The sequence below is a fragment of the Massilia sp. DD77 genome, assembly GCF_036961685.1.
In the GTDB taxonomy this organism is placed as follows: domain Bacteria; phylum Pseudomonadota; class Gammaproteobacteria; order Burkholderiales; family Burkholderiaceae_D; genus Telluria.
The window spans coordinates 1-23,891 of record NZ_JBAMDH010000057.1 but is presented as its reverse complement, the minus strand read 5'-3'; the positions used below and the strand labels follow the sequence as shown (position 1 = coordinate 23,891).

At 66.3% G+C, this 23,891-nt stretch carries 22 protein-coding genes; 10 read left to right on the top strand and 12 right to left on the bottom strand.

Annotated features, from left to right (window positions below; translation table 11 throughout):
• Positions 1-412 (top strand): sensor histidine kinase (locus tag V7778_RS23590; RefSeq protein ID WP_335559822.1); only part of this gene is annotated, 412 nt, incomplete at its 5' end.
• Positions 413-427: 15 nt separating this feature from the next.
• Here the strand turns inward: V7778_RS23590 and V7778_RS23585 are convergent.
• From V7778_RS23585 to V7778_RS23570, 5 genes are all read right to left on the bottom strand, one after another.
• On the bottom strand, positions 428-835 hold the full coding sequence (locus V7778_RS23585) for a YkvA family protein (protein WP_442920752.1): 408 nt from the start codon (positions 833-835) through the stop codon (positions 428-430).
• 99 nt (positions 836-934) lie between these two features.
• On the bottom strand, positions 935-1,768 hold the full coding sequence (locus tag V7778_RS23580) for a hypothetical protein (protein ID WP_335559820.1): 834 nt from the start codon (positions 1,766-1,768) through the stop codon (positions 935-937).
• 133 nt (positions 1,769-1,901) lie between these two features.
• Positions 1,902-2,213, bottom strand: coding sequence for an antibiotic biosynthesis monooxygenase family protein (locus V7778_RS25190; protein ID WP_442920751.1), 312 nt, complete (start codon positions 2,211-2,213; stop codon positions 1,902-1,904).
• A 147-nt stretch (positions 2,214-2,360) separates the two neighbouring features.
• Positions 2,361-2,510, bottom strand: coding sequence for a hypothetical protein (locus V7778_RS23575; protein WP_335559818.1), 150 nt, complete (start codon positions 2,508-2,510; stop codon positions 2,361-2,363).
• 229 nt (positions 2,511-2,739) lie between these two features.
• The gene (locus V7778_RS23570; RefSeq protein ID WP_335559817.1) at positions 2,740-3,117 is read right to left on the bottom strand and encodes a hypothetical protein; all 378 of its coding nucleotides are present in this window, start codon (positions 3,115-3,117) and stop codon (positions 2,740-2,742) included.
• A gap of 188 nt (positions 3,118-3,305) precedes the next feature.
• On the opposite strand from V7778_RS23570, the gene V7778_RS23565 reads away from it, so the two are divergent.
• The 5 genes from V7778_RS23565 to V7778_RS23545 all read left to right on the top strand — a co-directional run bounded on the left by V7778_RS23565 (position 3,306) and on the right by V7778_RS23545 (position 6,980).
• Positions 3,306-4,439, top strand: coding sequence for a branched-chain amino acid ABC transporter substrate-binding protein (locus V7778_RS23565; RefSeq protein ID WP_335559816.1), 1,134 nt, complete (start codon positions 3,306-3,308; stop codon positions 4,437-4,439).
• A 63-nt stretch (positions 4,440-4,502) separates the two neighbouring features.
• Positions 4,503-5,426 carry a LysR family transcriptional regulator gene (locus V7778_RS23560; RefSeq protein ID WP_335559814.1) on the top strand — a complete coding sequence of 308 codons (924 nt, stop codon included), beginning with the start codon at positions 4,503-4,505 and terminating at the stop codon, positions 5,424-5,426.
• 143 nt (positions 5,427-5,569) lie between these two features.
• Positions 5,570-6,307 (top strand): SDR family NAD(P)-dependent oxidoreductase, encoded by a 738-nt coding sequence (locus V7778_RS23555; RefSeq protein WP_335559812.1) that lies wholly within the window; start codon positions 5,570-5,572, stop codon positions 6,305-6,307.
• Between the two features lie 24 nt (positions 6,308-6,331).
• Positions 6,332-6,556: a 4-oxalocrotonate tautomerase family protein gene (locus V7778_RS23550; RefSeq protein WP_335559811.1), complete on the top strand. Its 225-nt coding sequence runs from the start codon at positions 6,332-6,334 to the stop codon at positions 6,554-6,556.
• Between the two features lie 28 nt (positions 6,557-6,584).
• The gene (locus V7778_RS23545; RefSeq protein WP_335559809.1) at positions 6,585-6,980 is read left to right on the top strand and encodes a nuclear transport factor 2 family protein; all 396 of its coding nucleotides are present in this window, start codon (positions 6,585-6,587) and stop codon (positions 6,978-6,980) included.
• 40 nt (positions 6,981-7,020) lie between these two features.
• On the opposite strand, the gene V7778_RS23540 is transcribed toward V7778_RS23545, so the two are convergent.
• On the bottom strand, positions 7,021-7,902 hold the full coding sequence (locus V7778_RS23540; RefSeq protein ID WP_335559807.1) for an alpha/beta fold hydrolase: 882 nt from the start codon (positions 7,900-7,902) through the stop codon (positions 7,021-7,023).
• A 124-nt stretch (positions 7,903-8,026) separates the two neighbouring features.
• Here V7778_RS23540 and V7778_RS23535 point away from each other — a divergent pair, with 124 nt between their 5' ends.
• From V7778_RS23535 to V7778_RS23525, 3 genes are all read left to right on the top strand, one after another.
• A complete protein-coding gene (locus V7778_RS23535; protein WP_335559805.1) occupies positions 8,027-8,605 on the top strand; it encodes a CGNR zinc finger domain-containing protein in 579 nt (192 codons plus the stop codon).
• A gap of 324 nt (positions 8,606-8,929) precedes the next feature.
• On the top strand, positions 8,930-11,272 hold the full coding sequence (locus tag V7778_RS23530; RefSeq protein ID WP_335559804.1) for a family 43 glycosylhydrolase: 2,343 nt from the start codon (positions 8,930-8,932) through the stop codon (positions 11,270-11,272).
• A 20-nt stretch (positions 11,273-11,292) separates the two neighbouring features.
• Positions 11,293-11,862 (top strand): PEP-CTERM sorting domain-containing protein, encoded by a 570-nt coding sequence (locus V7778_RS23525; protein ID WP_335559801.1) that lies wholly within the window; start codon positions 11,293-11,295, stop codon positions 11,860-11,862.
• Here the strand turns inward: V7778_RS23525 and V7778_RS23520 are convergent.
• From V7778_RS23520 to V7778_RS23510, 3 genes are all read right to left on the bottom strand, one after another.
• Positions 11,851-12,717 carry an aspartyl protease family protein gene (locus V7778_RS23520; protein WP_335559800.1) on the bottom strand — a complete coding sequence of 289 codons (867 nt, stop codon included), beginning with the start codon at positions 12,715-12,717 and terminating at the stop codon, positions 11,851-11,853. The genes V7778_RS23525 and V7778_RS23520 overlap by 12 nt on opposite strands.
• A 300-nt stretch (positions 12,718-13,017) precedes the next feature.
• Complete coding sequence (locus V7778_RS23515; protein ID WP_335559797.1) at positions 13,018-15,414, bottom strand: TonB-dependent receptor plug domain-containing protein; 2,397 nt, start codon at positions 15,412-15,414, stop codon at positions 13,018-13,020.
• A gap of 209 nt (positions 15,415-15,623) precedes the next feature.
• Positions 15,624-16,415, bottom strand: coding sequence for a PhzF family phenazine biosynthesis protein (locus tag V7778_RS23510; protein WP_335559795.1), 792 nt, complete (start codon positions 16,413-16,415; stop codon positions 15,624-15,626).
• Positions 16,416-16,499: 84 nt separating this feature from the next.
• Here V7778_RS23510 and V7778_RS23505 point away from each other — a divergent pair, with 84 nt between their 5' ends.
• Positions 16,500-19,685 (top strand): error-prone DNA polymerase, encoded by a 3,186-nt coding sequence (locus V7778_RS23505; protein WP_335559793.1) that lies wholly within the window; start codon positions 16,500-16,502, stop codon positions 19,683-19,685.
• A 177-nt stretch (positions 19,686-19,862) separates the two neighbouring features.
• Here the strand turns inward: V7778_RS23505 and V7778_RS23500 are convergent, their stop codons facing one another.
• The 3 genes from V7778_RS23500 to V7778_RS23490 form a co-directional block, all read right to left on the bottom strand.
• Positions 19,863-20,795: a hypothetical protein gene (locus tag V7778_RS23500; RefSeq protein ID WP_335559792.1), complete on the bottom strand. Its 933-nt coding sequence runs from the start codon at positions 20,793-20,795 to the stop codon at positions 19,863-19,865.
• Entirely contained in the window at positions 20,792-23,146 is a 2,355-nt protein-coding gene (locus tag V7778_RS23495) for an LTA synthase family protein (RefSeq protein WP_335559791.1), read from the bottom strand. The genes V7778_RS23500 and V7778_RS23495 overlap by 4 nt, the downstream gene beginning before the upstream one ends.
• On the bottom strand, positions 23,140-23,891 hold a 752-nt coding region (locus V7778_RS23490), incomplete at its 5' end, for a YaiO family outer membrane beta-barrel protein (protein WP_335559789.1). The genes V7778_RS23495 and V7778_RS23490, both read right to left, overlap by 7 nt.

The window sequence follows — 23,891 nt, the reverse complement described above, 5'->3', positions numbered from 1 at the left end:
GGCGGCGGCCAAGGGCGTCGATGTGGGCGTGCAGCAGGCCGACCCGGCCAGCGTGGAAGGCCAGCCGGACGCGCTCCAGATCCTGCTGCGCAACCTGGTGGACAACGCGATCAAGTACACGCCCGCCGGCGGCACCGCCGACATTTCGGTGGTGATGGAGGACGGCGCGGCGAAGGTAACGGTGGAGGACAGCGGGCCGGGCATCCCGGAGGAAGAACGCGAGCGCGTGTTCGACCGTTTCTACCGCGTGGCGGGCAGCGAGGCGGCGGGCAGTGGGCTGGGACTGGCCATCATCAAGGCGATCGCGGAACGGCATGGGGCGACGCTGACCCTGGGGCAGTCGGCGCGGCTGGGCGGGCTGGCGGCGACCGTGGTGTTCAGTCCGAAGGCGGCCGAGCACCGTATGGCATAGGGCGCGTACCGGATCTCAAAGAAATGGAGAGACGGCATACCGCCAAGTCACCCAAGCTACGAGTATCCACACGGCCAGGACGAAAACGATGCCCCATTTGTTTTTTGGTGCGCGCCCTTCCTTTGTTATCCATTCGTCGGCCCTGACTCTGCACTGCGCCAGCACGCTTTCGGGAATCAGCCGGACCGCCAGCCATATCAGACACGGCAGCAGGATGAGGTCGTCGAGGTAGCCCAGCACCGGCATGAAATCGGGAATGAGGTCGATCGGACTAAGGGCATATGCCACGACCAGCACGCAGAGCGCCTTTGCGAACCAGGGCGTCTCTGGATTCTTGTAAGCGAACCAAAGGGTGACTCCGTCTCGCTTGATGTTGCGTGCCCAGGTTCGCAGTTTTTCAGTGGTACTCAGCTGTTGGTCCATTTTCCTTATGTCGATAACAAAAACCTGTCGAATGGGCGCTTTCTGGCAAGCTGGGACTTTCGTAAGAACGTAGTCGTTCAGACGATGAATTCCAAAAACCTATTTGGCCTTGCGAATCTCATCTGCCATGAATGCGTATTGCCGCGCGTTGATTGCCTTAATGGCCGGCAGCATCGCCGCCATACGTTGCGTGAGCCGGCATGCTTCTTGACTGGATTTCGGCTTGGTGCCGAGGATGCGCATCAATTCCTGCACATAAGGCTGCTTCTCGCGCTCAAAAGTCATGAACTTGGGTGCGACCAACACTTGCAGCCAGACCTTACTCCGCTTCTCATTGTTCCATGCATGCGCCTTAGCCTGCGCCTGAGCAACCTGATCCACCTTTGCCTGATGCTGCTTTTCGTCAGCGCGTATCTGGGCGAGGGCAGCTTGGATTTGGCGCTCGACTTCCTTGGCGCCGATGGGCGAACCGCAAAGCGAATCTGACGGCTGCGGCTGCGTCTGCGGGGCGAGTCGCGGCGCCAGTGGACGGTTCTCGCACGACTCGCGGAACTGCGCAGCGCGTTCCTCGTTCTCGCTTGCGCTTGCCTTGGTCGAGGAAACCATCTGTTCATACCGCGCGACGAGTTCATTGTTCTTCAGGATTTTCGCGTTGAGAGCTTGCATGGCGTCGCTGTCGTAGCGATCAACCGCAGCCTGCTCCTTATCAAGTGCCGCACTTAATGCGTTAATCTCAGCCTCCAAGGCTTTGAGCTCGTCCACCTTCGCGTTGTGCGCCTGCACATGCTGGTTGAACTCGGTGACTTGGGCCCGGCACTGCGCCATGTCGGCCACGGTAAGCGGAGCCTTGGCAGATTCGGCCTTGGCGCATTGACCGTGCTGCGCCAGCACCAGCCAAACCACAAAAATCGTCGAAAACTTGGACCATTTCATTTTTTCCGTCCTATGGTTGCGGATATTCTTCGCTGTCGCTTTTATCAGTCGGGGCATCCAGTCGACCTGTGCTTGGCACACCTACTTCTGCTTCGACTGCGCATTCAACCGGCACTTGCGCCAGCCTGTTTGCTCAGTCGGGGGCTGACGATATCAGGAGGTCGGCAACGACGTCACCCCGAAGCGGGCCATCTACCAGTTCAGCGCATTCACGCATCTGGTTTCGCAACTCCACCATGCGCGCAGTAGGCTCGGGCTGTGTAGCCCAGGCGAGCTCGGACGGCCATTGGGCATATGCGAAATAGTGGCCGTCGGCGCACCGATGCAAACGTGACCCCAGACCGCCCCGTTCATCGCGTATCAGTTTGGTCAATTCCAGCCAGGCGTGCTCAAAGTCCGGTTCACGACCAGAGGCTACTTTCCATCTAAAGTAAATTGCGTGCATAACATGTTGTCGGGTTGTGGCCGATCTCGGACGTTTGTGAAGGACCGTTTCTGGCCGATAACAGGCAGCGGAATGGATCAGTGTACGGACCAGTTGCGTTCATAACAAGAAGAAGCTTGGGCGCCCCTGGCCGTCTCCACTGTTCCATCAAGGGCAGACGCCGAACTGCTCGCACAGCAGGTTGGCAGGGCCGTCGCGCAGCAGGTGGTAGCGAAACACCGGGTGCGGCCCACCAAGGATGTCCTCGCCAAGCGGCTGGGCCAGCGACAAGCCGGCGTCGCTGTTGGTGAACGTCACGAACCCGTCTCCGGTACGCGGGGAGACCATCGCGAAGGCACGGTAACCGGGATTGTTCCCCAATGCCAAAGGAGCGTGTCGTCGCCCCGGTGTCCCAGTCCCCAGCCCGCTCCCCAATCCAGGCCCAGCTTCGCACTGACCGGCACCGGCGACGCCATGATCTGCCGCAGCGTGGGTTCGTCGTTCAGCAGCGCCGCAAGGAAGCGCCCGTAGTCGGCGCATCTGCAGGTCAGCAGCCGAGCTGGCGGTGACGCTTGCGCAGGGCCAGCAGGTCTTGGCGCAACGATTCGATCACGCCGCCGCCGCTGTTGCGCCGCTCCGCCTCTTCGCTCACTACGATCGCATCCTTCAGGCCCCGGCAGTCGCGCCGGGCGCCAACGCGCGGGCGCGGGCGCTTCGCGATGGCGGCAGGGCGGGGCGCCAGGCTCGCGCCGGCGCCGGTGCAAGCCTGGTCCTTCAGACCGTCCGCGCCTAACTGTAAGCACTCCTGGACAGCCGCGCTGACAGGGTGCGCGTGGACCGGCAATGCGATCAGTAAAAGCAGCAGGCCGCCGGCAAGCGCGCCGGCAGCCTTCGTTCTGGCTGGGGTATCGATGGTGGTCTCCATTGGACGGTGGCCTTCTTGCCCATCCGCTTGTGGCGGCGGGCTGGCGTCTCGTGCGCCGCGTGAGCGCGGAGCATACCGCAGTCGGCAAGATGATATTCTCACCAATTGTCACGGCCGGCGCATCCGCCCAGCTATGGGTAGAATGGATGGTTTGGGCGCGGTAGCGCTAGCATCAACCAGAGGAATCGATGAACAAGCAGGTAGCCATGATGGGCGCCGTGGCGGCATTCGCCGCAGGCGCGGCGGGAGCACAGGAAGTGGTGAAGATCGGCCACGCGGCGGCAGTGACCGGGCCGGTGGCCTACTTCGGCAAGGACACCGAGAACGGCGCGCGCATGGCGATCGAGGCGCTGAACGCGCGTGGCGTGAGCATCGGCGGCAAGAAGGTGACGTTCCAGCTGCTGGCCGAGGACGACGGCGGCGATCCGAAGCAGGCCACCAGCGTGGCGCAGAAGCTGGTCGACGCCAGGATCCACGGCATGGTCGGCCACGAGACCTCGGGCACGACGATCCCCGCCTCGAAGATCTACCACGCGGCCGGCATTCCGCAGATCTCGCCCTCGTCGACCTCGCCGAAATACACCCAGCAAGGTTTCAACACCACCTTCCGTGTGGTGGCCAACGACGTGCAGCTTGGCCAGGCACTGGGCCGCCACGCCATCAAGGGCATGCAGGCCAAGCGGGTGGCGGTGGTGGACGACCGCACCGCCTACGGCCAGGGCCTGGTGACCGAGTTCGCCCGCAGCCTGCAGCAGCAGGGCGGCAAGGTGGTGGCGCGCGAATTCACCCACGACAAGGCGACGGATTTTTCCGCCATCATCACCCGCATCCGCGCCGGCAAGCCGGACCTGGTCTTCTTCGGGGGCATGAGCGCCACCGCCGGCCCGATGCTGCGCCAGATGAAGCAGCTCGGCATGAACGTGCGCATGATGGGCGGCGATGGCATCTGCTCGGACGAGATCTTCAAGCTCTCCGGCGGCACCATGGAGGACGGCCAGGTGGTGTGCGCCGAGGCGGGCGGCGTGCAGGGCGAGGCCAAGGCCGGCATGGACAAGTTCCGCGCCGACTACAAGAAGCGCTTCGGCATCGACGTGCAGATCAACGCGCCCTATGCCTACGACGCCGTGATGACGATGGCCGAGGCCATGGTCAAGGCCGGATCGTCCGCACCCGCGAAGTACCTGCCGGTGCTGGCCAGGATCCAGACCAAGGGCGTGACCGGCCCGGTCGCCTTCGACGCCAAGGGCGACATCCGCGACGGCACCATCACCCTGTACGGCTTCAAGGGCGGCAAGCGTTCGGTGCTGACGGTCACGAAGTAAGGCTCGACAAGCGGGCCGCCGGATCACTATCATCGAGGAACTCGACCACGATGGCATGACCAGATGACCCGCCAATTCGACGACATCCTGCTGGGAAGTATCGAGCTGTTCTGCTCCACCGCGGAGCTGGGCAGCTTCACCGCCGCGGCGACGGCGGCCGCCGTGACCCCGGCGGCGGTCAGCCGTGCGGTGTCGCGCCTGGAAGCGCGCCTGAACGTGCGCCTGTTCGTGCGCACCACGCGCACCCTGCACCTGACCGAGGCGGGGCGCGACTACTACAACCAGTGCCGCGCGGCGCTCGACCAGCTGGTCGAGGCCGAGCGCATGGTGACCGGCCGCCAGAGCGCACCTTCCGGCCTGCTGCGCATCAGCATGCCCACGCCCTACGGCCATTACCGGGTGCTGCCGCTGCTGCCGGAATTCACGCGCCGCTATCCGGACGTGAAGATCGAATTCCACCTCAGTAACCGCAACGTCGACTTCGGCGACGAAGGTTTCGACCTCGCCATCCGCGGCCGCGCGCCGGCCGATTCGACCATGATCGCGCGCACGCTCGAAGACGCCGAGCTGGTGGTGGTCGCCACCCCCGGCTACCTGAAGCTGCACGGCAGGCCCGAGTCGCCGGCGGCGCTGGCGGGGCACAACTGCATCCAGTTCGCCCTGCCCAGCAACGGGCGCAACATCAGCTGGCTGTTCCGCGACGGCGAGGAAGAGGTCGAGCTGCCCACGCAGGGCCTGTACGGCTGCGCCGAAGACATCCTGGGCGCGGTGACCCTGGCGCGCGCGGGTGGCGGCATCTTCCAGACCTACCGCTTCATCGTGGACGAAGACCTGAAGGCGGGGCGGCTGGTGGAACTGCTGCCGCAATACGGAGGACGATCGCGGCCCTTCTGCCTGATCTATCCGCACGGACGTCACGTGGCCTTGCGTGTGCGCGCCTTTGTCGACTTTCTGGTCGAGCGGCTGCGCAAGGGCAATCGCAGTTAAAACCCGCACGATTCATTACACCGTGTATCGACTGAATTGCTGGTGATCACCTTTTTCCGGTAACCCGGGCTGCCTATAGTCCAGGCCATGGACGGCGCACTGTCGCCGCCGTCCACTCAACCACCGGACTAAAGGAGCGCACCATGCAAGCAGCAAACCGTACCGTCGTCATCACCGGCGCCTCGAGCGGCATCGGCCTGGCCCTGGCCGAGGCTTACCTCGCACGCGGCTACAACGTGGTGGGCAATGCCCGCAGCGTCGAGCGCCTGGAGCAGGCCAAGGTGCAGCTGGGCAGCCCGGACAACTTCTATGGCGTGGCAGGCGACATCGCCGAGCTTGATACCGCCGAGGCCCTGTTCACGGTGGCCAAGGCGCGCTTCGGCAAGGTCGACATCCTGGTCAACAACGCCGGTATCTTCAACGCCAAGCCCTTCACCGCCTACACCGAAGACGACGTGCGCCGCCTGGTGGCCACCAACCTGATGGGCTTCTTCTACCCGTCGCAGCAGGCGGCCGCGCACATGGCGGAGACCGGCGGGGGCCACATCGTGAACATCACGGCCAGCATCGCGCTGCAGCCGAACGCCAAGGTGCCGGCCGCGCTGCCGGTGCTGGTCAAGGGCGGCCTGAACGCCGCCACCCGCGCGCTGGCGCTGGAACTGGCTCCGCACAACATCAAGGTGTCGGCGGTGGCGCCCGGGATCATCGACACGCCGATGCACGACATCGGCTACCACGCATTCCTGCGCACCCTGCAGCCCACCGGCCAGCTGGGCCGGGTGCAGGACATCGTCGAGGCGGTGCTGTACCTCACCGACGCCAGCTTCGCCACCGGCGTGGTGTTGAACGTGGACGGCGGCGCCACCGCCGGCACCTGGTAACCGATCGCAGCCAAGGAGAACGACATGCCCTATATCCTGATCCAGGTCACCGACGAAGGCGTGACCAAAGAGCAGAAGGAGGCGCTGATCGCCGGCGCCACCGACCTCATGACCACGGTCCTGGACAAGGATCCGGCCAGCACCTTCGTCGTGATCGACGAGGTGAACACCGATAACTGGGGCGTCGGCGGCGAGATGGTGACCAAGCTGCGCCGTCGCCAGGCGGCGGCGCGCGGCAGCGGCACGTGAGCCGCCACGCTTCGTCGAGGAGAACATCATGCAAGACCATCAAGCCATTCTCGTCGTGCTGGCCGATTACTTCACCGGCCTGTACACCGGCGACACCGATTTGCTGCGCACGGTATTCCACCCGCAGGCGGCGCTGTTCGCGGAGGTGCGCGGCCAGCCCTACTACAAGCGCGTGGAAGATTACCTCGAGGCGGTCGAACTGCGCGCCGCGCCGCAGGAGCGGGACGAGCCTTACCAGATGCGGGTGCTGTCGCTCAACGTGACCCACAACATCGCGACGGCAAAGGTGCACGTGCCGGCGCTGGGCTTCAATTACGTCAACTACCTGTCGCTGGTGCGCATGGACGGGGCCTGGGTCATCGTCGGCAAGGTCTTTGCCGACGTGCCGCAGGCGGGCCTGAAAGCAGCGGCCGCGCCAACGTAGGGTTGGCGGCGCAGCCGCCGGCCCTACGGGGTTGCGCGGCCTAGCGGGTGGCGCGGGCCAGCAGCTTGTGGATTTCGGCGGCGATCACGTCGACATGGGTCTCGAGCGCGAAGTGGCCGGTGTCGAGCAGTTGCACGACGGCGTTCGGATTGTCGCGGCGGAAGGCCTCGGCGCCGGGCGGGATGAAGAAGGGATCGTGCCTGCCCCAGATGACCAGGGTCGGCACCTGGGCCGTGCGGAAGAACTGCTGGAAGCGCGGGTACTGTTCCAGGTTGTTCGCGTAATCCAGGAACAGGTCGAGCTGGATCTCCTGGTTGCCCGGGCGCTGCATCAGCGCGACGTCGAGGTGATAGGCCTCCGGCGCCACGCTGTCGGGATTGGCCACACCGTGCACGTACTGCCATTTGGTCGCGTCGAGCGTCAGGAAGCCGCGGATCGTCTCGCGGTTTTCCGGACTCGGGTCGGCCCAGTAGCGCTTGAGCGGCGCCCAGGCGTCGCCCAGGCCTTCGAGATAGGCATTGCCGTTCTGCGAGACCAGGGCCGTCACGCGCTCCGGATGGGCGGCGGCAAGGCGCAGGCCGGTGGGCGCGCCGTAGTCGAACACGTAGAGTGCATATTTTTCCAGCGCCAGCGCATCCACGAAGGCTTCCATCGTCAGCGCCAGGCTGTCGAAGGTGTAGGCGTAGTGGCGCTCTGCCGGCACTTCGGTGAAGCCGAAGCCGGGCAGGTCGGGGGCGATGACGCGGTACTGCGTCGCCAGCAGCGGAATCAGCTCGCGGAACATATGGGATGAGGATGGAAAGCCGTGCAGCAGCAGCATCACGGGCGCATCCCGCGGGCCGGCTTCGCGGTAGAACACCTTGACGCCGTCGGCCTCGACGGAATGGAAGCTGGCGCGGATGGGGTGGCTTGCGTTCGACATGAGGATCTCCTGAGGTGGGTGAGGTGAAACCTGCTAAAATCATTTATGCAGGTTACGGAGGATAGATTACACCTATTCTGTAACCTGTCAAGAATATTTTTAGGGGTTACATCAAGGAGCGGCGATGGACACGCAGTCTGCTGGGAACAAGGTCGAGCTATACGGGGATCATCCCGCGCTGGACCTGATGAACACGGTCATGACGCTGGATGGCGGGCAGGTCGAGCGCTGGGGCAGCGATGCCGAGGTGCTGGCCTGGCTGCGCGAGGCCGTGCCCGCCGTGGTCGAGCTGCCCGATAGGGCCGCCCCCGGCCTGCTGGAAGCGGCGCGCGTCCTGCGCGAACAGCTGCGCGCACTGGTCGCGCAGCGCAAGGATGGCGAAGCGCTCGACCTGGCGCTGCTCAACGGCTTGCTGGCGCGCGCGCCGCGCCAGCTCGTGCTGCGCGGGGAAGAGGGCGGCGCAGCGCTGCGCATCCGCTACCTGGGCGAGGCGCACGACGCGCTGCTGGCGCCGGTGGTGGAGGCGGCGGCCCAGCTGCTGAGCGAGGGGAAGTTCGAGTTGGTCAAGCGCTGCGAGAACCCCGAGTGCACGCTGTGGTTCCTGGACCGCTCGAAGTCGCATCAGCGGCGCTGGTGCAGCATGGGACTGTGCGGGAATCGTCACAAGGTGGCGACGTTCAGGAAGCGCAAGGCCGGCGCCTGAAGTTGGCTAGCCGTCGTAAACGACAGCATTGTAGGTAGCCGTCGAGTCCCGTCGTACGCGCCACTGGCGCCTACGACTCCCCGCCTGCGCGGGGACGACGTCGATACGCTCACTGAACACACTTGCGTAAGCGGCGCCTCCAACTGCATCCACTGCAGCCGATACCGATATCGGCATCAATCACAGCATTAATGTGATTTGTCAGAATTTTAAAAACTCTTCATTCTGTCCATTCACCGTACATACCCAATTGCGGCCGTCCGGAACGCGCCGCGGGACCCGTGCGCCATAGCGCAACGAACATAACGATAACGGAGACAAGCAATGAAGAAGCCATTCTCTCTATGGGGAATCGGGGCGCTATTGGCCTCGTCCCTGATTTCCCTGAACGCGGCCGCCCAGGCCGGATTCACCCAGCCCGCCTTCAAGAACGCCTCGGTCCATGATCCCTCGGTGATCAAGGTCGGCGACACCTTCTACGTCTTCGGCTCGCACCTTGCCGCAGCCAAGACCAAGGACCTGATGAACTGGGAGCAGGTGACGGACAGCGTGAGCGCCACCAACAAGCTGTTCCTGAACGGCTCCGCCAACGTCTATACCGAACTGTCCGAGGCCTTCAGCTGGGCCCAGTCGAACACCCTGTGGGCGGCCGACGTGCGCCAGCTCGCGGACGGCAAGTTCTACATGTACTACAACGCCTGCAAGGGCGATTCGCCGCGCTCGGCCCTGGGCATCGCGGTGGCCAACAGCATCGAAGGCCCCTACGTCGACAAGGGCCTGATCCTGCAGTCGGGCATGTGGGGACAGGCCAGCGCCGACGGCACCGTCTACGACGCCCTGAAACACCCGAACACGGTCGATCCGCATGTTTTCTTCGACAACGGCGGCCGCCTGTGGATGATCTACGGCTCCTACTCGGGCGGCATCTTCATCATGCAGATGAATCCCTCGAACGGCATGCCGCTGCCGGGGCAGGGCTACGGCAAGCGCCTGATCGGCGGCAACCATAGCCGCATCGAAGGCGCTTTCGTGCTGTACAGCCCCGCCACCTCCTACTACTACATGTTCACCTCCTTCGGCGGCCTGGACGCCACCGGCGGCTACAACATGCGCGTGGCGCGCTCGCTCAATCCGGACGGACCCTACCTGGACGCCCAGGGCAACAACATGGCGAACGTGAAGTCCGATCCGAGCAAGCCCTTGTTCGACGACGCCTCGATCGCACCCTACGGCGTCAAGATGATGGGCAGCTTCCTGTTCGACCGCAAGCTGGGCGAAACCGGCACCGGCATCGGCACCGGCTACGTCTCGCCCGGCCACAACTCGGCCTATTACGACGCCGCCACCGGCCGCCACTTCCTGGTGTTCCACTCGCGCTTCCCCGAGCGCGGCGAGCAGCACGAGATCCGCACCCACCAGATGTTCATGAACGCGGACGGCTGGCCGGTCGTCACGCCTTACCGCTTCGCCAACGAGAAGCTGGCCAGCGTGCGGCGCGAATTCGTGGTCGGCGACTACCTGCTGGTCAACCATGGCAAGGACATTTCCGCCACCGTCAAGAAGGCGCAGTCGATCACGCTGAACGCGACCGGTGCCGTCACCGGCGCCGTCACGGGCAACTGGACCCTGGTGGGCGGCAACCAGATCGAACTGCAATTGGCCGGCGCCGCGCCCTACAAGGGCGTACTGGTCAGCCAGTGGGACGAGACCTCGAAAAGCTATGTGATGACCTTCTCGGCCCTGTCGCGCGACGGCGTGAGCGTCATGGGCAGCCGCCTGGTCCCGCGCACCGATGCCCAGGTGGTCACCGCCATCTATAACGAGCTTGGCCTGGGTAATACGTCGGCCGTCACGGCCAACCTGAACCTGCCCACGAGCGGCGCACGTGGCGCCACCATCGCCTGGACCTCGTCCAACCCGGCGGTGGTCAGCAACACCGGCGTGGTGAATGCTTCGCCCAACGGCGACGTGACGCTGACGCTGACCGCCCGTATCACCAAGGGCACGGCCACGACCGTGAAGGCCTTCACCGTCACCGTGCGCAAGGCCGGCGGCCTGCTGGCGCACTACGCCTTCGACGGCAACCTGTTCGATGCGAATGGCGTGTTCGCGCCGGGCACGGTGATCGGCAGCCGTATCGACGTCGCCGGCGGGAGCCTGGGCTATGAAGCGGGCGTGAAGGGCAATGCCGCCGTGTTCAATGGCGCCACCGGCATCCGCCTGCCCAACGGCCTGATCGCGTCCAACAACTACACGGTCGCGCTCTGGCTCAAGCCGGCGCAGCTGAACGCCTTCACCACGACCTTCTTCGGCGCCCGCACCACGGATTCCTGGATCAGCCTCCTGCCGAAAGGGCACGACTTCGTCGGCGGCGCCAGCATGCTGTGGTCGGGCACGGCCTGGTACGACGCCGGACTGGGCATGAACATCCCGGTCGGCCGCTGGTCGCACCTGGCCTTCAGCGTGAAGAACGGCGCTGTCAATGTCTATGTCGATGGCGTGAAGAAGTTCAGCGGCGCGAACTTCCCGAACGTGTTCACCAACACCAGCGGCGTGTTCGCGCTGGGGGTGAACTGGTGGGATGCGCCCTATGTGGGCTCGATGGACGACCTGCGCATCTATGGAACGGCATTGACCGACGCCGACGTGGCGGCGCTGGCCCGCTGATACTCGAGGAAGACATGAACATGAAGAACACCATAGTCTCGCTGGCCTTGCTGCTGGCATCCCTGGGAGGCTCGACCTGCGCTTCGGCCGGTGTGATCGGCTTCGACGACCTGCCGGGCGAGGAAAGCACCGTGGTCGCCAATGGCTACGCGGGCTTCGACTGGGACAACGTGGGCGTGATCCGGGCCGACGCCTATCCGGGCAGCGGCTACGAGGCTGGGACGGTCTCATTCGCGAACACGGCCTATAACCGCGACGGTGCCCCCGTCGCGATCTCGAAGGCGGGCGGCTTCAACTTCGTCGGCGCCTGGTTCACCTCGGCCTGGATGGAGCAGGAGATTTCCTTCGAAGGCTGGCGCAACGGCCAGCTGCTGTACTCGACCGGCGTGTCCACCGTGATCGACACGATGGCGCCGCAGTGGGTGCAGCTGGGTTGGAACGGGATCGATACGCTGGTGATCTACAACAGCAGCCCGACCCCCTGGGCCATGGACGACTTCACGGTGCCGGAACCGGCAACCCTGGGCTTGTTCGGCGCGGCCCTGGCGGGCCTGGCCGCAGTGCGCCGTCGCCGTCCATCACGGGCATAGCGCGACGCTGCGCGAGCGCTGGTCGATCATGACCGCATAGCGCTGCAGGATGTGCGCGCCGACGAGCAGTTCCGGGAACCGCTCCGAGACGCGCACCTCGACATCCTTGATCTCGGCGGCGCCGATCCTGAACGGGCCGCCGACGACGGCGCGCCTGGTCTCGACCTTGGTATTGGTCAGCGTGCCTTGACCGGCTTGCTCCAGCGGCGCGTTGCCGACCTGGTCGTACAGCGCCTGGGGCAGCACGAAGCTGACGTTGGCGCCGGTGTCCAGGTTTCCTTCGGTCCGCAGCTGGCCGATGGCGACGGGAACGCGGAAGGCGCGTTCGTATTTGAGGATGTGCTCTCCCGCCGCGGGCAAGGATAGCGAGTGGCTGAACGACAGCCTCCTGTTCGGGTAATCCAGGATCAAGAGGCCATCCGCGAAGAACTCGCGCCCGACGATGCCGTGGAAGGCGGCGGCGCCCTTGCTGCCGCCGTAGTTGCGGGTGATGACCTCGAGGTCCTTCCTTGCCAGACCGCCCAGTTCGAGCGAATCGAGCTGCACCATATCGACCTTGGCGCTCTGCACGCCGTCCGAGGTCTCGGCCGTTCCCTTGATCTTCAAGCCCAATGCCGCTACCAAGGTCGCGTCCGCGCGGCCCGATCCGCTCGCGCCGGTATCGATGGCGAAGCGGAAGGGGCCGCGGTCGTTGACGCGGGCTTCCACATAAATACGTCCATCGACCACCTCGAACGGCAACTGCACCACGAAGTTGTCGCGTGGCGCATGAACCAGCTTGCAGGCCTCGGGCGCGGAGGCATGGGCCCAGGCGCTCAGGCACAGGCTGGACAGGAAGAGCAGGGGTTTGTTCATGGCTTCTCCTTGGAAGAGAAGGCCAGTATTGCCGCTGTGCGTGGCGGGTGCGGGGAATTTCCGACGAATCGGGATAGGGGCCGACGAAAGCGGCGGTATTGGAAATGAAAAAGACTACGTGCGATATAACGAAGTTCAGTTAGCCAATAAACGTCATCCCCGCGCAGGCGGGGACCCAAGTTTGCACGCGCTTCGATGACGCTGGCAGAACTTGGATCCCCGCCTGCGCGGGGACGACGATTTAGGCTGATCGAGCGCCACTATTGCTGGTGGCGTCCTTTTACATCACACGCGCCTGGCTCAGAACTTGTGCGACAGACGCGCAAACACCGACGCCCCGTTCAGGCCGAACTGCACGCTCTCGTACTTGAAGCCGTTGTCGGTTTCGTTCGGATCCTGCGCGGTCGGCTTGACGTCGAAGATGTTGGTGCCGCCGACGGTGAACTTGGTCTTGTCGGTGAAGGCCCAGGTGAAGGACAGGTCGGCCGAGGTCTTCGCTTCGTACTTCTGGTTCGGCACCGGCGGGCCCGAGAAGGTGCCCAGGGTCTGCGGACCGAAGTGGACGATGCGCAGCGAGGTTTCAAACTTGTCCAGGCTGTAGTCGAAGCCCAGGGTGGCCTTGCGGCGCGGCGCGCCTTCCTCGATGAACAGGCGCTCGCGCTCGGACAGCAGCACGTCTTCGAAGCCCGCCAGCGCGGCCGGGGCCTTCACGCCCTTGACTTCGGTCTTGCTGAAGTTGACCGCCAGGAAGGTGTTCAGCTTGCCGGCGCCCAGGTCGGCGCGGTTCGAGACCGTCAGGTCCAGGCCCTGGGTCTTGGTGTCGACCGAGTTGACGAAGAACTGCGCCTGGCCCACGCCCAGCTGCTGCAGGGTCGTGCCCAGGGCAGGGTAGTTGTCGGCGTCGAAGCGGCCCGACAGCACGATGCGGTCGTCGATGTCGATGCGGTACAGGTCGGCCGTCACCGAGGTCGACGGGGCCGGCGACCAGGTGGCGCCCAGGGTGAAGCTCTTCGATTCTTCATCCTTCAGCTGCGGGATGCCGGCGGCGTTCGCCACGCGGCCGCCGTTCGGCGCCAGCACCACGTCCAGCGGCTGGCCGCTGACGAAGTCGGTGAAGGTCGACGAGAAGTAGACCTGCTGCAGCGACGGCGCGCGGAAGCCGGTGCTGACCGAGCCGCGCAGCAGCACTTCCGGGGTGACGCGGTAGGAGGCGGCCAGCTTGCCGGTGGTGGTCGAACCGAAGTCCGAGTAGCGTTCGTGGCGCAGCGCGGTCTGGACCTTGAAGCGGTCGCTGACGTCGGTCTCGATGTCGAGGTAGGCGGCGCTGCTGTGGCGGTCGCTGTCGGTCTCGTCGCCCGGCTGGAAGCCCGGGAAGCCCTGGCTGCCGGCGTTGCCGCCGAAGCCCACGCCGTCGGCGTCGTTCCAGGAACCGGTTTCGCCGGCGAAGATCTTGTAGTTCTCGCGGCGGTGCTCGAGGCCGAAGGCCACGTTCATGCCGTTCAGGACGCCGTTGTAGAAGCGGCTGAAGTCCAGGTTGGTGGTCGCCTGGCGGAACGAGAAGCCGCCCGCGTCGAAGGCCGAGGCGCTGCGGCCCGGGCCGCCGTTGATCAGGTCCAGGTTGGCGATCGAGGCGTTCAGGGTGTTGTTGATGTCGTACATCAGGCGGTTGTAGCCGTAGGTCTGCGACAGGTCGGCGTTCCATTCGCCCACCTGCGTGCGGAAGCCCACGGTGCCCCAGCGGTCGTCGACCTTGCCGTCGATGAAGGGCACGAAGCCGTCCGGGTACATCGCCGCCGAGTTACGCGAGGGGATGTCTTCCGAGCCCACGCCTTCGCGCGCCCAGGCCGCCGACGAGGCGTCGCGCTTCTGCGCGCCCGCGGTGAAGTACAGCTTGCCCGGACCGGCCGGGAATTCGCCGTTCAGGTACAGGGTCTGGTTCTCGGACTTGGTGTCGCCGATGATGCGCGGGTTGCCCGGCTCCGAGCGGTTCGAGCGGCCGCGGTCGTAGTATTCGCCGGTGATGCCCAGCACGCCGCCCGCCACGGCCACGCCGCAGTAGGCCGAGGCCAGCCAGTTCTCGCCGTCGCCTTCGGTGTACTGGCCGTAGCCCAGCACCGATTCGCAGCCCAGGCTCTTCTTCAGTTCGATGTTGATCACGCCCGCGATCGCGTCCGAGCCGTATTGCGCGGCGGCGCCGTCGCGCAGCACCTGCACGTTCTTGATTGCCAGCAGCGGAATCGCATTCATGTCGGTGCCCGTGTTGCCGCGGTTGCGCGCGCCGAACAGGTTCACCAGGGCCACCGTATGGCGGCGCTTGCCGTTCATCAGCACCAGGGTCTGGTCCGAGCCCAGGCCGCGCAGGGCGGCGGAGTCGATCAGGTCGGCGCCGTCCGCGCCGGTCTGGCGGGTCGAGTTGAACGAAGGCGAGATGTTGGTCAGGGCCTGGGCCAGGTCGAACTGGCCGCCTTGTTCGGCCGCCTTGGTCATCGGGATGAAGTCGACCGGCACCGGGGTGTCGGTCGAGGACGCGGTGCCCACGCGGCGCGAGCCGACCACATTCACGGTGGAGACGTTCTCGGTGTTGACGGCCGGCGCGGCGCTTTGTGCGTGGGCGGCGGCGGGAAGCAGTGCTGCGAGGGCGGTGGCGCCGTAGAGGGCGAGCACCAGGGACTGCGGAATCGATTTAAGTTTGAGCACAGAGTTTTCTCCGGGGGAAAATTAGATACTAATCAATTGACCCTTTGATCACCATGGCTCTGTAGCATTAATGCAACGTTGTATTGATATAACTGGAAATCATTCAACCAGCATGAGTTCGCAGGGTTGGCGGCTTCGCCGCCGACGTGTTCAGCCGGCGCATGAAGTTGAATGCGTCGGCGGCAGAGCCGCCAACCCTGCACCCTGGGTCAATCGGCCGATTCGACCCGGCCACCGACAAATACCGCACCGTCCTCGATGCGGGTACGGAGCAGGCAATCGCGCCCCGTCGCACGGCCTTGCAGCAAGCTGATTCCCTGGCCGAGCAGCGCCGTCAGCGCGCCCGCCGCGACGCCGGTGGCGCTGTCTTCCAGCGCATGGTCGAGGTGGTTGAAGTTGCGTCCTTCGTAGCAGCCATCCGCGCGCCGGCAGTACACATACATACCGTTCGCACCCGTCTCCTTGCCCCAGGCTGTCATGGCCGCCAGGTCGGGCACGAGTGCGTGCAAGCGGTCCGCGTCCCTCACCTCCACCAGCAGCTTCGGGCTGCCGATCGACGCCACGCGCGGCGTTGATGTGGTGACCAGGTCCGGCGCCGCCAGCAGGCGCGCCAGCAGTCCGCCGTCGATTTCGGGCTGGGCCACTTCCTGCACTTCCATCCGCACGAAGTAGTCGTCGTCCTCGCGCACCAGTCCCAGGCGCTGGCGGCGCATCGCGGTGCGCACCGCCAGCGTCGCGGACTCGGGAGCGCGCGCGAACAACACCTGCGCCACCGCCAGCGTCGCGTGCACGCACAAGGGGCTGCGCGCATGCGGATAGAAGTAGTCGACCACGCCCGCGATGCCCGGTTCGTTCGAGCGATCGATCCATACGCAGGTCGTGTTGCGCTCGCGCGCGAAGGCCGCGCGTTCCTCCTGGCTGGAGGGATCGTCCTCGATCACCAGGGCGGGGTTGCCGGCGCCGGGGCGGGCACCGAAGCATTGCAGGGCATGGATCTTCATTGTTCTCTCTTGTTGTGTTGGCCTGGTCGGTTATACTGTGTTTTTATACAGTATTGCCGTTTTATCCAAAATTGTAGCCCAGCCGTGACAGAGCCGCCCACCACTGCCTCCCCACAGATACTGCCCCAGTATGCGGAGCTGTTTTGCCTCTCGAACTTCTCCTTCCTCCAGGGCGCCTCGCATGCGGAGGAGCTGGTGATGCGCGCGGTGCAGCTGGGCTACTTCGCGCTGGCCCTGACCGACGAATGCTCGCTGGCCGGCGTGGTGCGCGCCCATGGCGAAGCGAAGAAGGCCGGCCTGCCGCTGGTGATCGGCGCCCACTTCCACCTGAAGAACCGCGACGCCAGCCCGGCCCTGTCCCTGATCCTGCTGGCCCGGAACCGCAACGGCTACGGCAATCTCTCCGAGCTGATTACGCTGGGCCGCATGCGCGCCGCGAAGGGGGAGTACTTCCTGACCCCCGAGGACCTGGCCGAGCCGGATGACGCGCATGCGCACCTGAAACACATGCCCGACTGCCTGGCGATCCTGCTGCCCGCCTATCCGGGGCACGAGGCGCAAGACCTCGACCGCCTGCACGCGCAAGCCGCATGGATGGCCGCCACCTTTCCGGGCCGCGCCTGGCTCGGCCTGACCCTGCTGCACCGCGCCTTCGACGAAGCGCACCGCGCCACCATCGAGGAGGTGGGCTGGCAGCATGGCTTGCCGATCACGGCCCTCGGCCACGTGGTGATGCACGTGCGCTCGCGCAAGCCCCTGCAGGACACGCTCAGCGCCACGCGGCTGGGCAAGCCGGTGGCCGAATGCGGCTATGGCCTGGCGCAGAACGCCGAGCAGCACCTGCGCGCGCGCCTGCGCCTGGCCAATATCTACACCCGCGAAGCCCTGGCCGAGACGGTGCGCATCGCGCGCCTGTGTACTTTCTCGCTGGACGAGCTGCGCTACGAATACCCGGACGAAGTGGTCCCGCCCGGCCACAGCGCCAGCAGCTACCTGCGCGCCGAAACCTATATCGGCGCGCACCGGCGCTTCCGCGAAGGCATTCCCGTCAAGGTGCAGGCCCAGATCGAGCACGAACTGGCCCTGATCGCCGACATGAAGTACGAGCACTACTTCCTGACCGTGTACGACATCGTGCGCTTCGCCCGTTCCCAGAACATCCTGTGCCAGGGACGCGGCTCGGCCGCCAATTCGGCGGTCTGCTACTGCCTCGGCATCACCGAAGTCGATCCGGCGCGCGCCAGCCTGCTGTTCGAACGCTTCATCTCGAAGGAGCGCAACGAGCCGCCCGACATCGACGTCGACTTCGAGCACCAGCGCAGGGAAGAGGTGATCCAGTACATCTACGGCAAGTACGGGCGCGGGCGCGCGGCGCTGGCCGCGGTGGTGATCAGCTACCGTCCCAAGAGCGCGCTGCGCGACAGCGGGCGCGCGCTCGGCATCGACCTGGCCATCGTCGAGAAGGTCGCCAAGATGCACCACTGGTTCGACAGCCGCGCCGACCTGCTGGGGCGCCTGGCCGAAAGCGGCCTCGATCCGGAAGCGCCGCTGTCGCGCCAGTGGGCCACCCTGGCCCAGCAGCTGCTGAACTTCCCGCGCCACTTGTCGCAGCATCCGGGGGGCTTCGTGATCGCCCAGGGCAAGCTGTCGCGCCTGGTGCCGATCGAGAACGCGGCGATGGAAGACCGCAGCGTGATCCAGTGGGACAAGAACGACCTGGAAGAACTCGGCCTGATGAAGGTCGACGTGCTGGCCCTGGGCATGCTGTCGATGATGCGGCGCGGGCTGGAGCTGGTCGGCCAGCGCTACGGCGACGTGTTCGAGATGCAGGACATCCCGGCCGACGACACCGTCACCTACGACATGATCTGCGCGGCCGACACGGTGGGCGTGTTCCAGATCGAGTCGCGCGCCCAGATGAGCATGCTGCCGCGCATGCGGCCGCGCCGCTTCTACGACCTGGTGATCGAGGTGGCGGTGGTGCGGCCCGGTCCGATCCAGGGCGGCATGGTCCATCCCTACCTGCGGCGCAGGCAGGGTCTCGATCCCGTTCACTATCCGAGTCCCGAGATGAAGGTGGCCTTGGCGCGCACCCTGGGCGTGCCGATCTTCCAGGAGCAGGTGATGCAGGTGGCGATCCTGGGCGCGGGCTTCACGCCGGGCGAGGCCGACCAGCTGCGGCGCGCGATGGCGGCCTGGAAGCGCAAGGGCGGCCTGGAACAGTACTACGACCGCATCGTGGGCGGCATGCTGGAGCGCGGCTACGAGCTGGCCTTCGCCGAAGCGATCTTCAGCCAGATCCAGGGCTTCGGCGAATACGGCTTTCCCGAGTCGCACGCGGCCAGCTTCGCGTTGCTGGCCTATGCCAGTTCCTGGCTCAAGTGCCACGAACCGGCCGCCTTCCTGTGCGCGCTGCTCAACAGCCAGCCGATGGGTTTCTACAGCCCCTCGCAGCTGGTGCAGGATGCGCGCCGCCACGGCATCGAGGTGCGCCCGGTGGACGTGACCATCAGCGGCTGGGATTCGGCGCTGGAGGAGCTCGATCCCGTCGACCGTTCGCGCCAGCCGGCGGTGCGCCTGGGCCTGTCGTTGCAGCGGGGCTTGAGCCGGGACGTGGCCGAGCGCATCGAGGAGGCGCGCGCGATCCGGCCCTTCGAGAGTGTGGCCGACCTGGCGCGCCGCGCCCGGCTCGACCGCGGAGATTTGCAGGTGCTGGCCGGCGCCAACGCGCTGCGCTCGCTGGCCGGGCACCGGCGCGAAGCCCTGTGGCAGGCGGTGGGCGCGGTGCCCGACCGCGACCTCCTGCGCCCGACCACGGTGCAGGAAGAAACGCCCCAACTGGCCGCGCCTTCGGAAGGCGAGGAGATCGTGGGCGACTACCGCGCCCAGGGCCTGACCCTGGGCCGCCATCCGCTGGCGCTGCTGCGCGAGCAGCTGCTGGCCAAGCGCTTCATGCCGGCGTCCACCCTGATGGACTACCAGAACGGCCAGCTGGCGCGCGCCTGCGGCATGGTTACGGTGCGCCAGCGGCCCGGCACCGCCAAGGGCGTGCTGTTCATGACCCTGGAGGACGAGACCGGCAACGTCAACGTGATCGTCTGGCCGTCGCTGGTGGAACAGCAGCGGCGCGAGGTGCTCAATGCCCCGCTGCTCGGGGTGTACGGGATCTGGCAGAAGGAAGGCGAGGTGCGCCACCTGGTGGCGAAGCGCCTGGTCGACATGTCGCACCTGCTGGGACGGCTGAACGCGCCGAGCCGGGATTTTTGTTGAAGGGCTTTAGAGTCCGATCACATTTAGTTAGCCGAAAATCCGTCGCACCGGCGGAGGCCGGTGCCCAAGTTCTGCGTGAGCTATCGAAACGCTTAACTTGGACCCCGGCCGAGGGGGACGCCGAGTCCCGGGGTGACGTTCATACGCTAACTAAGCGAGCTTCGTTCCGGGACCCGCTTATTCCAGACCCAGCCACTTGCGATAGGACTGATAGTGGTGGATCACGACCCCGCCATAAGCCGGCATCTGCCCGACCATGCGCGCGGTCGTGGCCAGCTCGCGCTCCATGTCGGCCTCGCGCAGGTGGTGGAAGGACACCTTCTTGATCGCGTTCGGCAGGGTCTCGACCCCGATCATGACCTTGCGCCCGATGCGGCTGGCGTATTCCAGCTCGTCCATCGCGTGGCTGACGATGCCGTCGCCGCCTTCGGCGCGGTCGCGGTAGTCCATCAGGGCCACATAGTCGTACAGGTCCTGCACGTGCTGGCTCACCGGCTTGCGCTTGCCCTGCCATTCGATCTCGATGCCGTCGAACCAGAAGGGAATCGCCGGTCCCATCGGCAGGTCCTGGCCGGACTTGCGCTTGAGGCGCACCAGCGCATCGGAAAGGTCGACGAATTCGGCCAGCAGCGCCATCTTGCGGGTGCTCCACTCGGCTAGGATGTGCGGTTCGATGTCGAGGTTGATGCCGTCGAAACGTTCTTCCGGCGCGGCGCCCTTGTTGTAGTCGAGGACGCGCTGCAGCATGGCTTCGGCCTGGGCCCGGTGGCGCGGCAGCACATAGCGTTCGGTCTTCAGGTAGGCCGAGCCGAGCAGGGCGTAGACCTTGAGGCCGGAGGCGTGCATGCGGCGGATCAGGGCGCGGTAGCGCTGCGGCTCGGCCACGATCAGGTTGCGGCCCTCGAAGGCGTCGGCGTACAGGTAGACCGTGTCGACCGCTTTCGACTTGAGGAAATCGATGGCGCGCCCCGCCGCGGCGTCCTGGCGCAGCATGGCGTAGGACTCTTCTTCCCAGGTCCAGATGGCGCGCGGCGCTGCGGGGGATGGGGAAGCAGCATGCGACTGTGCGCAGGCCAGCGCCAGCGCCAGGGCGGCAAAAAAAAGTTTCACAGCTTGAGCTCCACGTGGTACTGGCCGACGCCGATCGAGCGTCCGGTATCGGGATGCGAAGGCAGCACCGACAGGTAATAAGTACCGGACGGGATCTTGCCCAGGTCCGGATGCAGGGTGACCCTCGCCGATTTGCCCGGCGCCAGCGACATGGCCTCGCCCGTGACTTCGCCCAGTTCCAGCCCGTGTTCGTTGGTGATCACCAGCAGCGGCGCGAACTCGCGCGAGCGGATCGCGGCATGGTTGGTGAAGGTCGCCTCTACCGAGAGTTTCCCCGTGCCGGGACGGGGACGCACGCCGGACACGCCGACCTCGCCCGCCTCGGACACCAGGGGCACGCTGCGCAGGGTGCGGCCACTCGCCTCGCCATAGGCGGCCAGGGGCGCGCCGGGCGGTGACAGCGCGGCCGTCTTGCCCGCTTGCGCGTTGGCGCGCAGGAAGGCGCCGAACTGCGCCTGGGCCTTGGCCAGCGCGCCGGCGTCCTGCGCGCGGTCGACGCTCATGCCGTCGGCCAGGGTGTGCAGCTGGCCCTGGGCCAGGTAGACGGAGCCGGACACGAAGTCGCTCATCTCGGTCTTGGTCTGCTTGAGCGGAATCGCATGCAGGTTGCGGAACGCGGGCTCCACATCGAGGCCGGTGCCCAGCCAGGTAACGCGCGCAGGGGATTTCAATCCGTGATTGTTGGCCAGGTAGGCCAGCAGCGAGGGCGCGATGTCGAACTGCGACGACACCGCCTTGATCGCGCGCGGCGCCTTCAGGAGCGGTGAATAAACGATCAGCGGCACGTGGTAGCGCTCGATGCGGGTGTCCATCGGCAGTTCCGGCAGGCGGTGGTCGCCGGTGACGACGAAGATCGTGTTCCCGTAGCCCGGCAAGCTCCTGGCCTGCTCGAAGAACAGGCGCAGCGCGTCGTCGGTGTACAGGATGCTGGCGAAGATGTCGCGGTTGTCCTCGTGCACCGGCTGCGGTGCGCGTCCGAGCGCGGCCAGGCGCTCGGGCACGCGGCGGCGCCAGGCGTCCTGGCCCGGGAAGGTGAAGGGGCTGTGCATGCTGGTGGTCTGGATGATGCTCAGCGCCGGATTCGCATGCGTATCCTCGCGCTCTCGCGCCAGCGCCATCTCGACCAGGTCGCGGTCGGCGTAGCCCCAGTCGTTGCTGCGCCGGTAGCCGGGGCCGAAGTCCTTCTCGCTGACGATGCTGTCCACGCCCTGGGCGCGCAGGAACAGGCCTTCGTTGTCGAACTCCATGTTCGAGCCCGAATAGAACTTCAGGCGGTAGCCCTGGGCCTTCAGCACGGTGAGCAGGGAGTCGTGGCGCGGCATGCGCTCGCCCAGCGCGGCCAGGCCCTGCTCGCCGAAGGGGAGGGAGCCGAACACGGTGGTCAGCACGCCGAAGGTGCGGCCCTGGCCGGCCAGGAAGTTCTCGAAGTACAGGCCTTGTTGCGCCAGCTCGTCCAAAAAGGGCGTGAAGCTGCCCAGGCGCGCGCCGGGACCGGAGAACGAGCGTCCCAGGCCTTCGACGATGATGAAGACCAGGTTCGGCGGCGCACCCGCGCCGGCCTTGAACAGCGGGCCGAGGGTGTCCGGCGTGCGCTCGGCGCGCAGGAAGGGGTAGCGCGGGTCCTTGCCCTCCCACGGCGCGTCGCCCTGCGCCGCCGCCTGCGCCTGCGCCGTCGCCGGGCCTCCCCGCAGCAGCCCCAGGCTGCTGTCGGCGAAATAGGCGGTCTTGTTGATCACGAAGCCCAGGTCGGCGTCGGTGCGCACCACGCGCGGCAGGAAGCGGTCGGGCAGCAGCGCAAAAGCGGCCAGGCTGATGGCCAGGGCGAGCGCGCCGCTGCGCGCGCTGAAGCGCGGCCACCACTCGCGCGTGGTGGCCGCCAGCACCGCCCACAGCACCGCGAGCGACAACGGCAAGGCCGCCAGCAGCAGCGGGCTGGCCGCCCAGCCGCCGGCGACGGTGGTGCCGATCTCGCTGCCCGAATAGGCGAACAGGTCCGCGCCCAGCGGCACGCCGGCGACCCAGTGGTATTGCACCAGGCCGGCCTGGAGGCAGAGCAGCAGGCTCCAGCCGACGCCCAGCAGGACCATGCGGGCGCGCTGCGAGCGGATGAAGGCTAGGGGCAGGGCGGCGAGCAGGAACACGAAGCCATAGCGCAGCAGGGACATGGCGTCGTTGCCGACGCCCACGCCGAGCAGGGTCGATTGCGGCACCCCGGCGCCGGAGGCGTGGATGCCTTCGGCGGCGCGCAGCACCAGCCAGGCAAGCATCAGGGCCGGCAGCGATTCGAGGACGGTGACCAGCGCAGCGCCCAGCGCGCCGCCGAGCTTGTGCAGGCGCTCCTTGATTACCATCGGCGGTATACCGAGAACGACAGGCTGCGTTCGCGGCCGTTGTCGGCGCCGTCCGCATCGCGCGAGAACGCGGCGCCGACGCGGCCGCCCCAGTCGCGCGAGAAGTAATGGACCAGGTTGACGCTGCCGCCGCCGGAACGCGCCCGTCCGCCCGCCAGCGAGAGCGGGTCGTCGCTGCGGCCGCGGTTGGCGGCCAGCTCGAGGTAGCTGTCTGCGTCGCCGCGGTAGTAATAGCGGCCCAGCAGGCGGTCTCCCGAGCTGTGCGAGCCTGGCGACACGATGTTCTGGTGGCGCAGCTGGACGTACCAGTTGCCGGTGTACTTGGCCAGGGTGGCGCCGTAGATGTTCACGCGGCCATCGAAGCCGAGCACGTCGTCGCTGAGCGAGACTTCCCAGCCATTGCCGATCGACTGGACCAGCTCGATGCGGCCGGCGTTGGCCGGGAACAGGCGCGCGCTCGGGGCACGCTGGTAGCGCAGGTTGGCGTAGGCGCCCGTCCACAGGGTGACGTAGGCGTCCAGCGCCCAGGCATGGCCGGTCTGGGCGAAGCGGTGCGCGCGCAGGGTTTCGAAGCCGATCGAGCCGCGCTTGCCGTAATGGCGCAGGCTCGCGGTCTGTTCGTTCCAGGTGGGGTTGTCGCCGACCCGGCTCCAGGTCGAGGACAGGCCCGCCGCCCAGGTGTAGCCGTCGGCGATGGCGGCGTCCGGCGCGCCGGGGCGCGCTTGCATCGTCGCCAGCAGGGCGT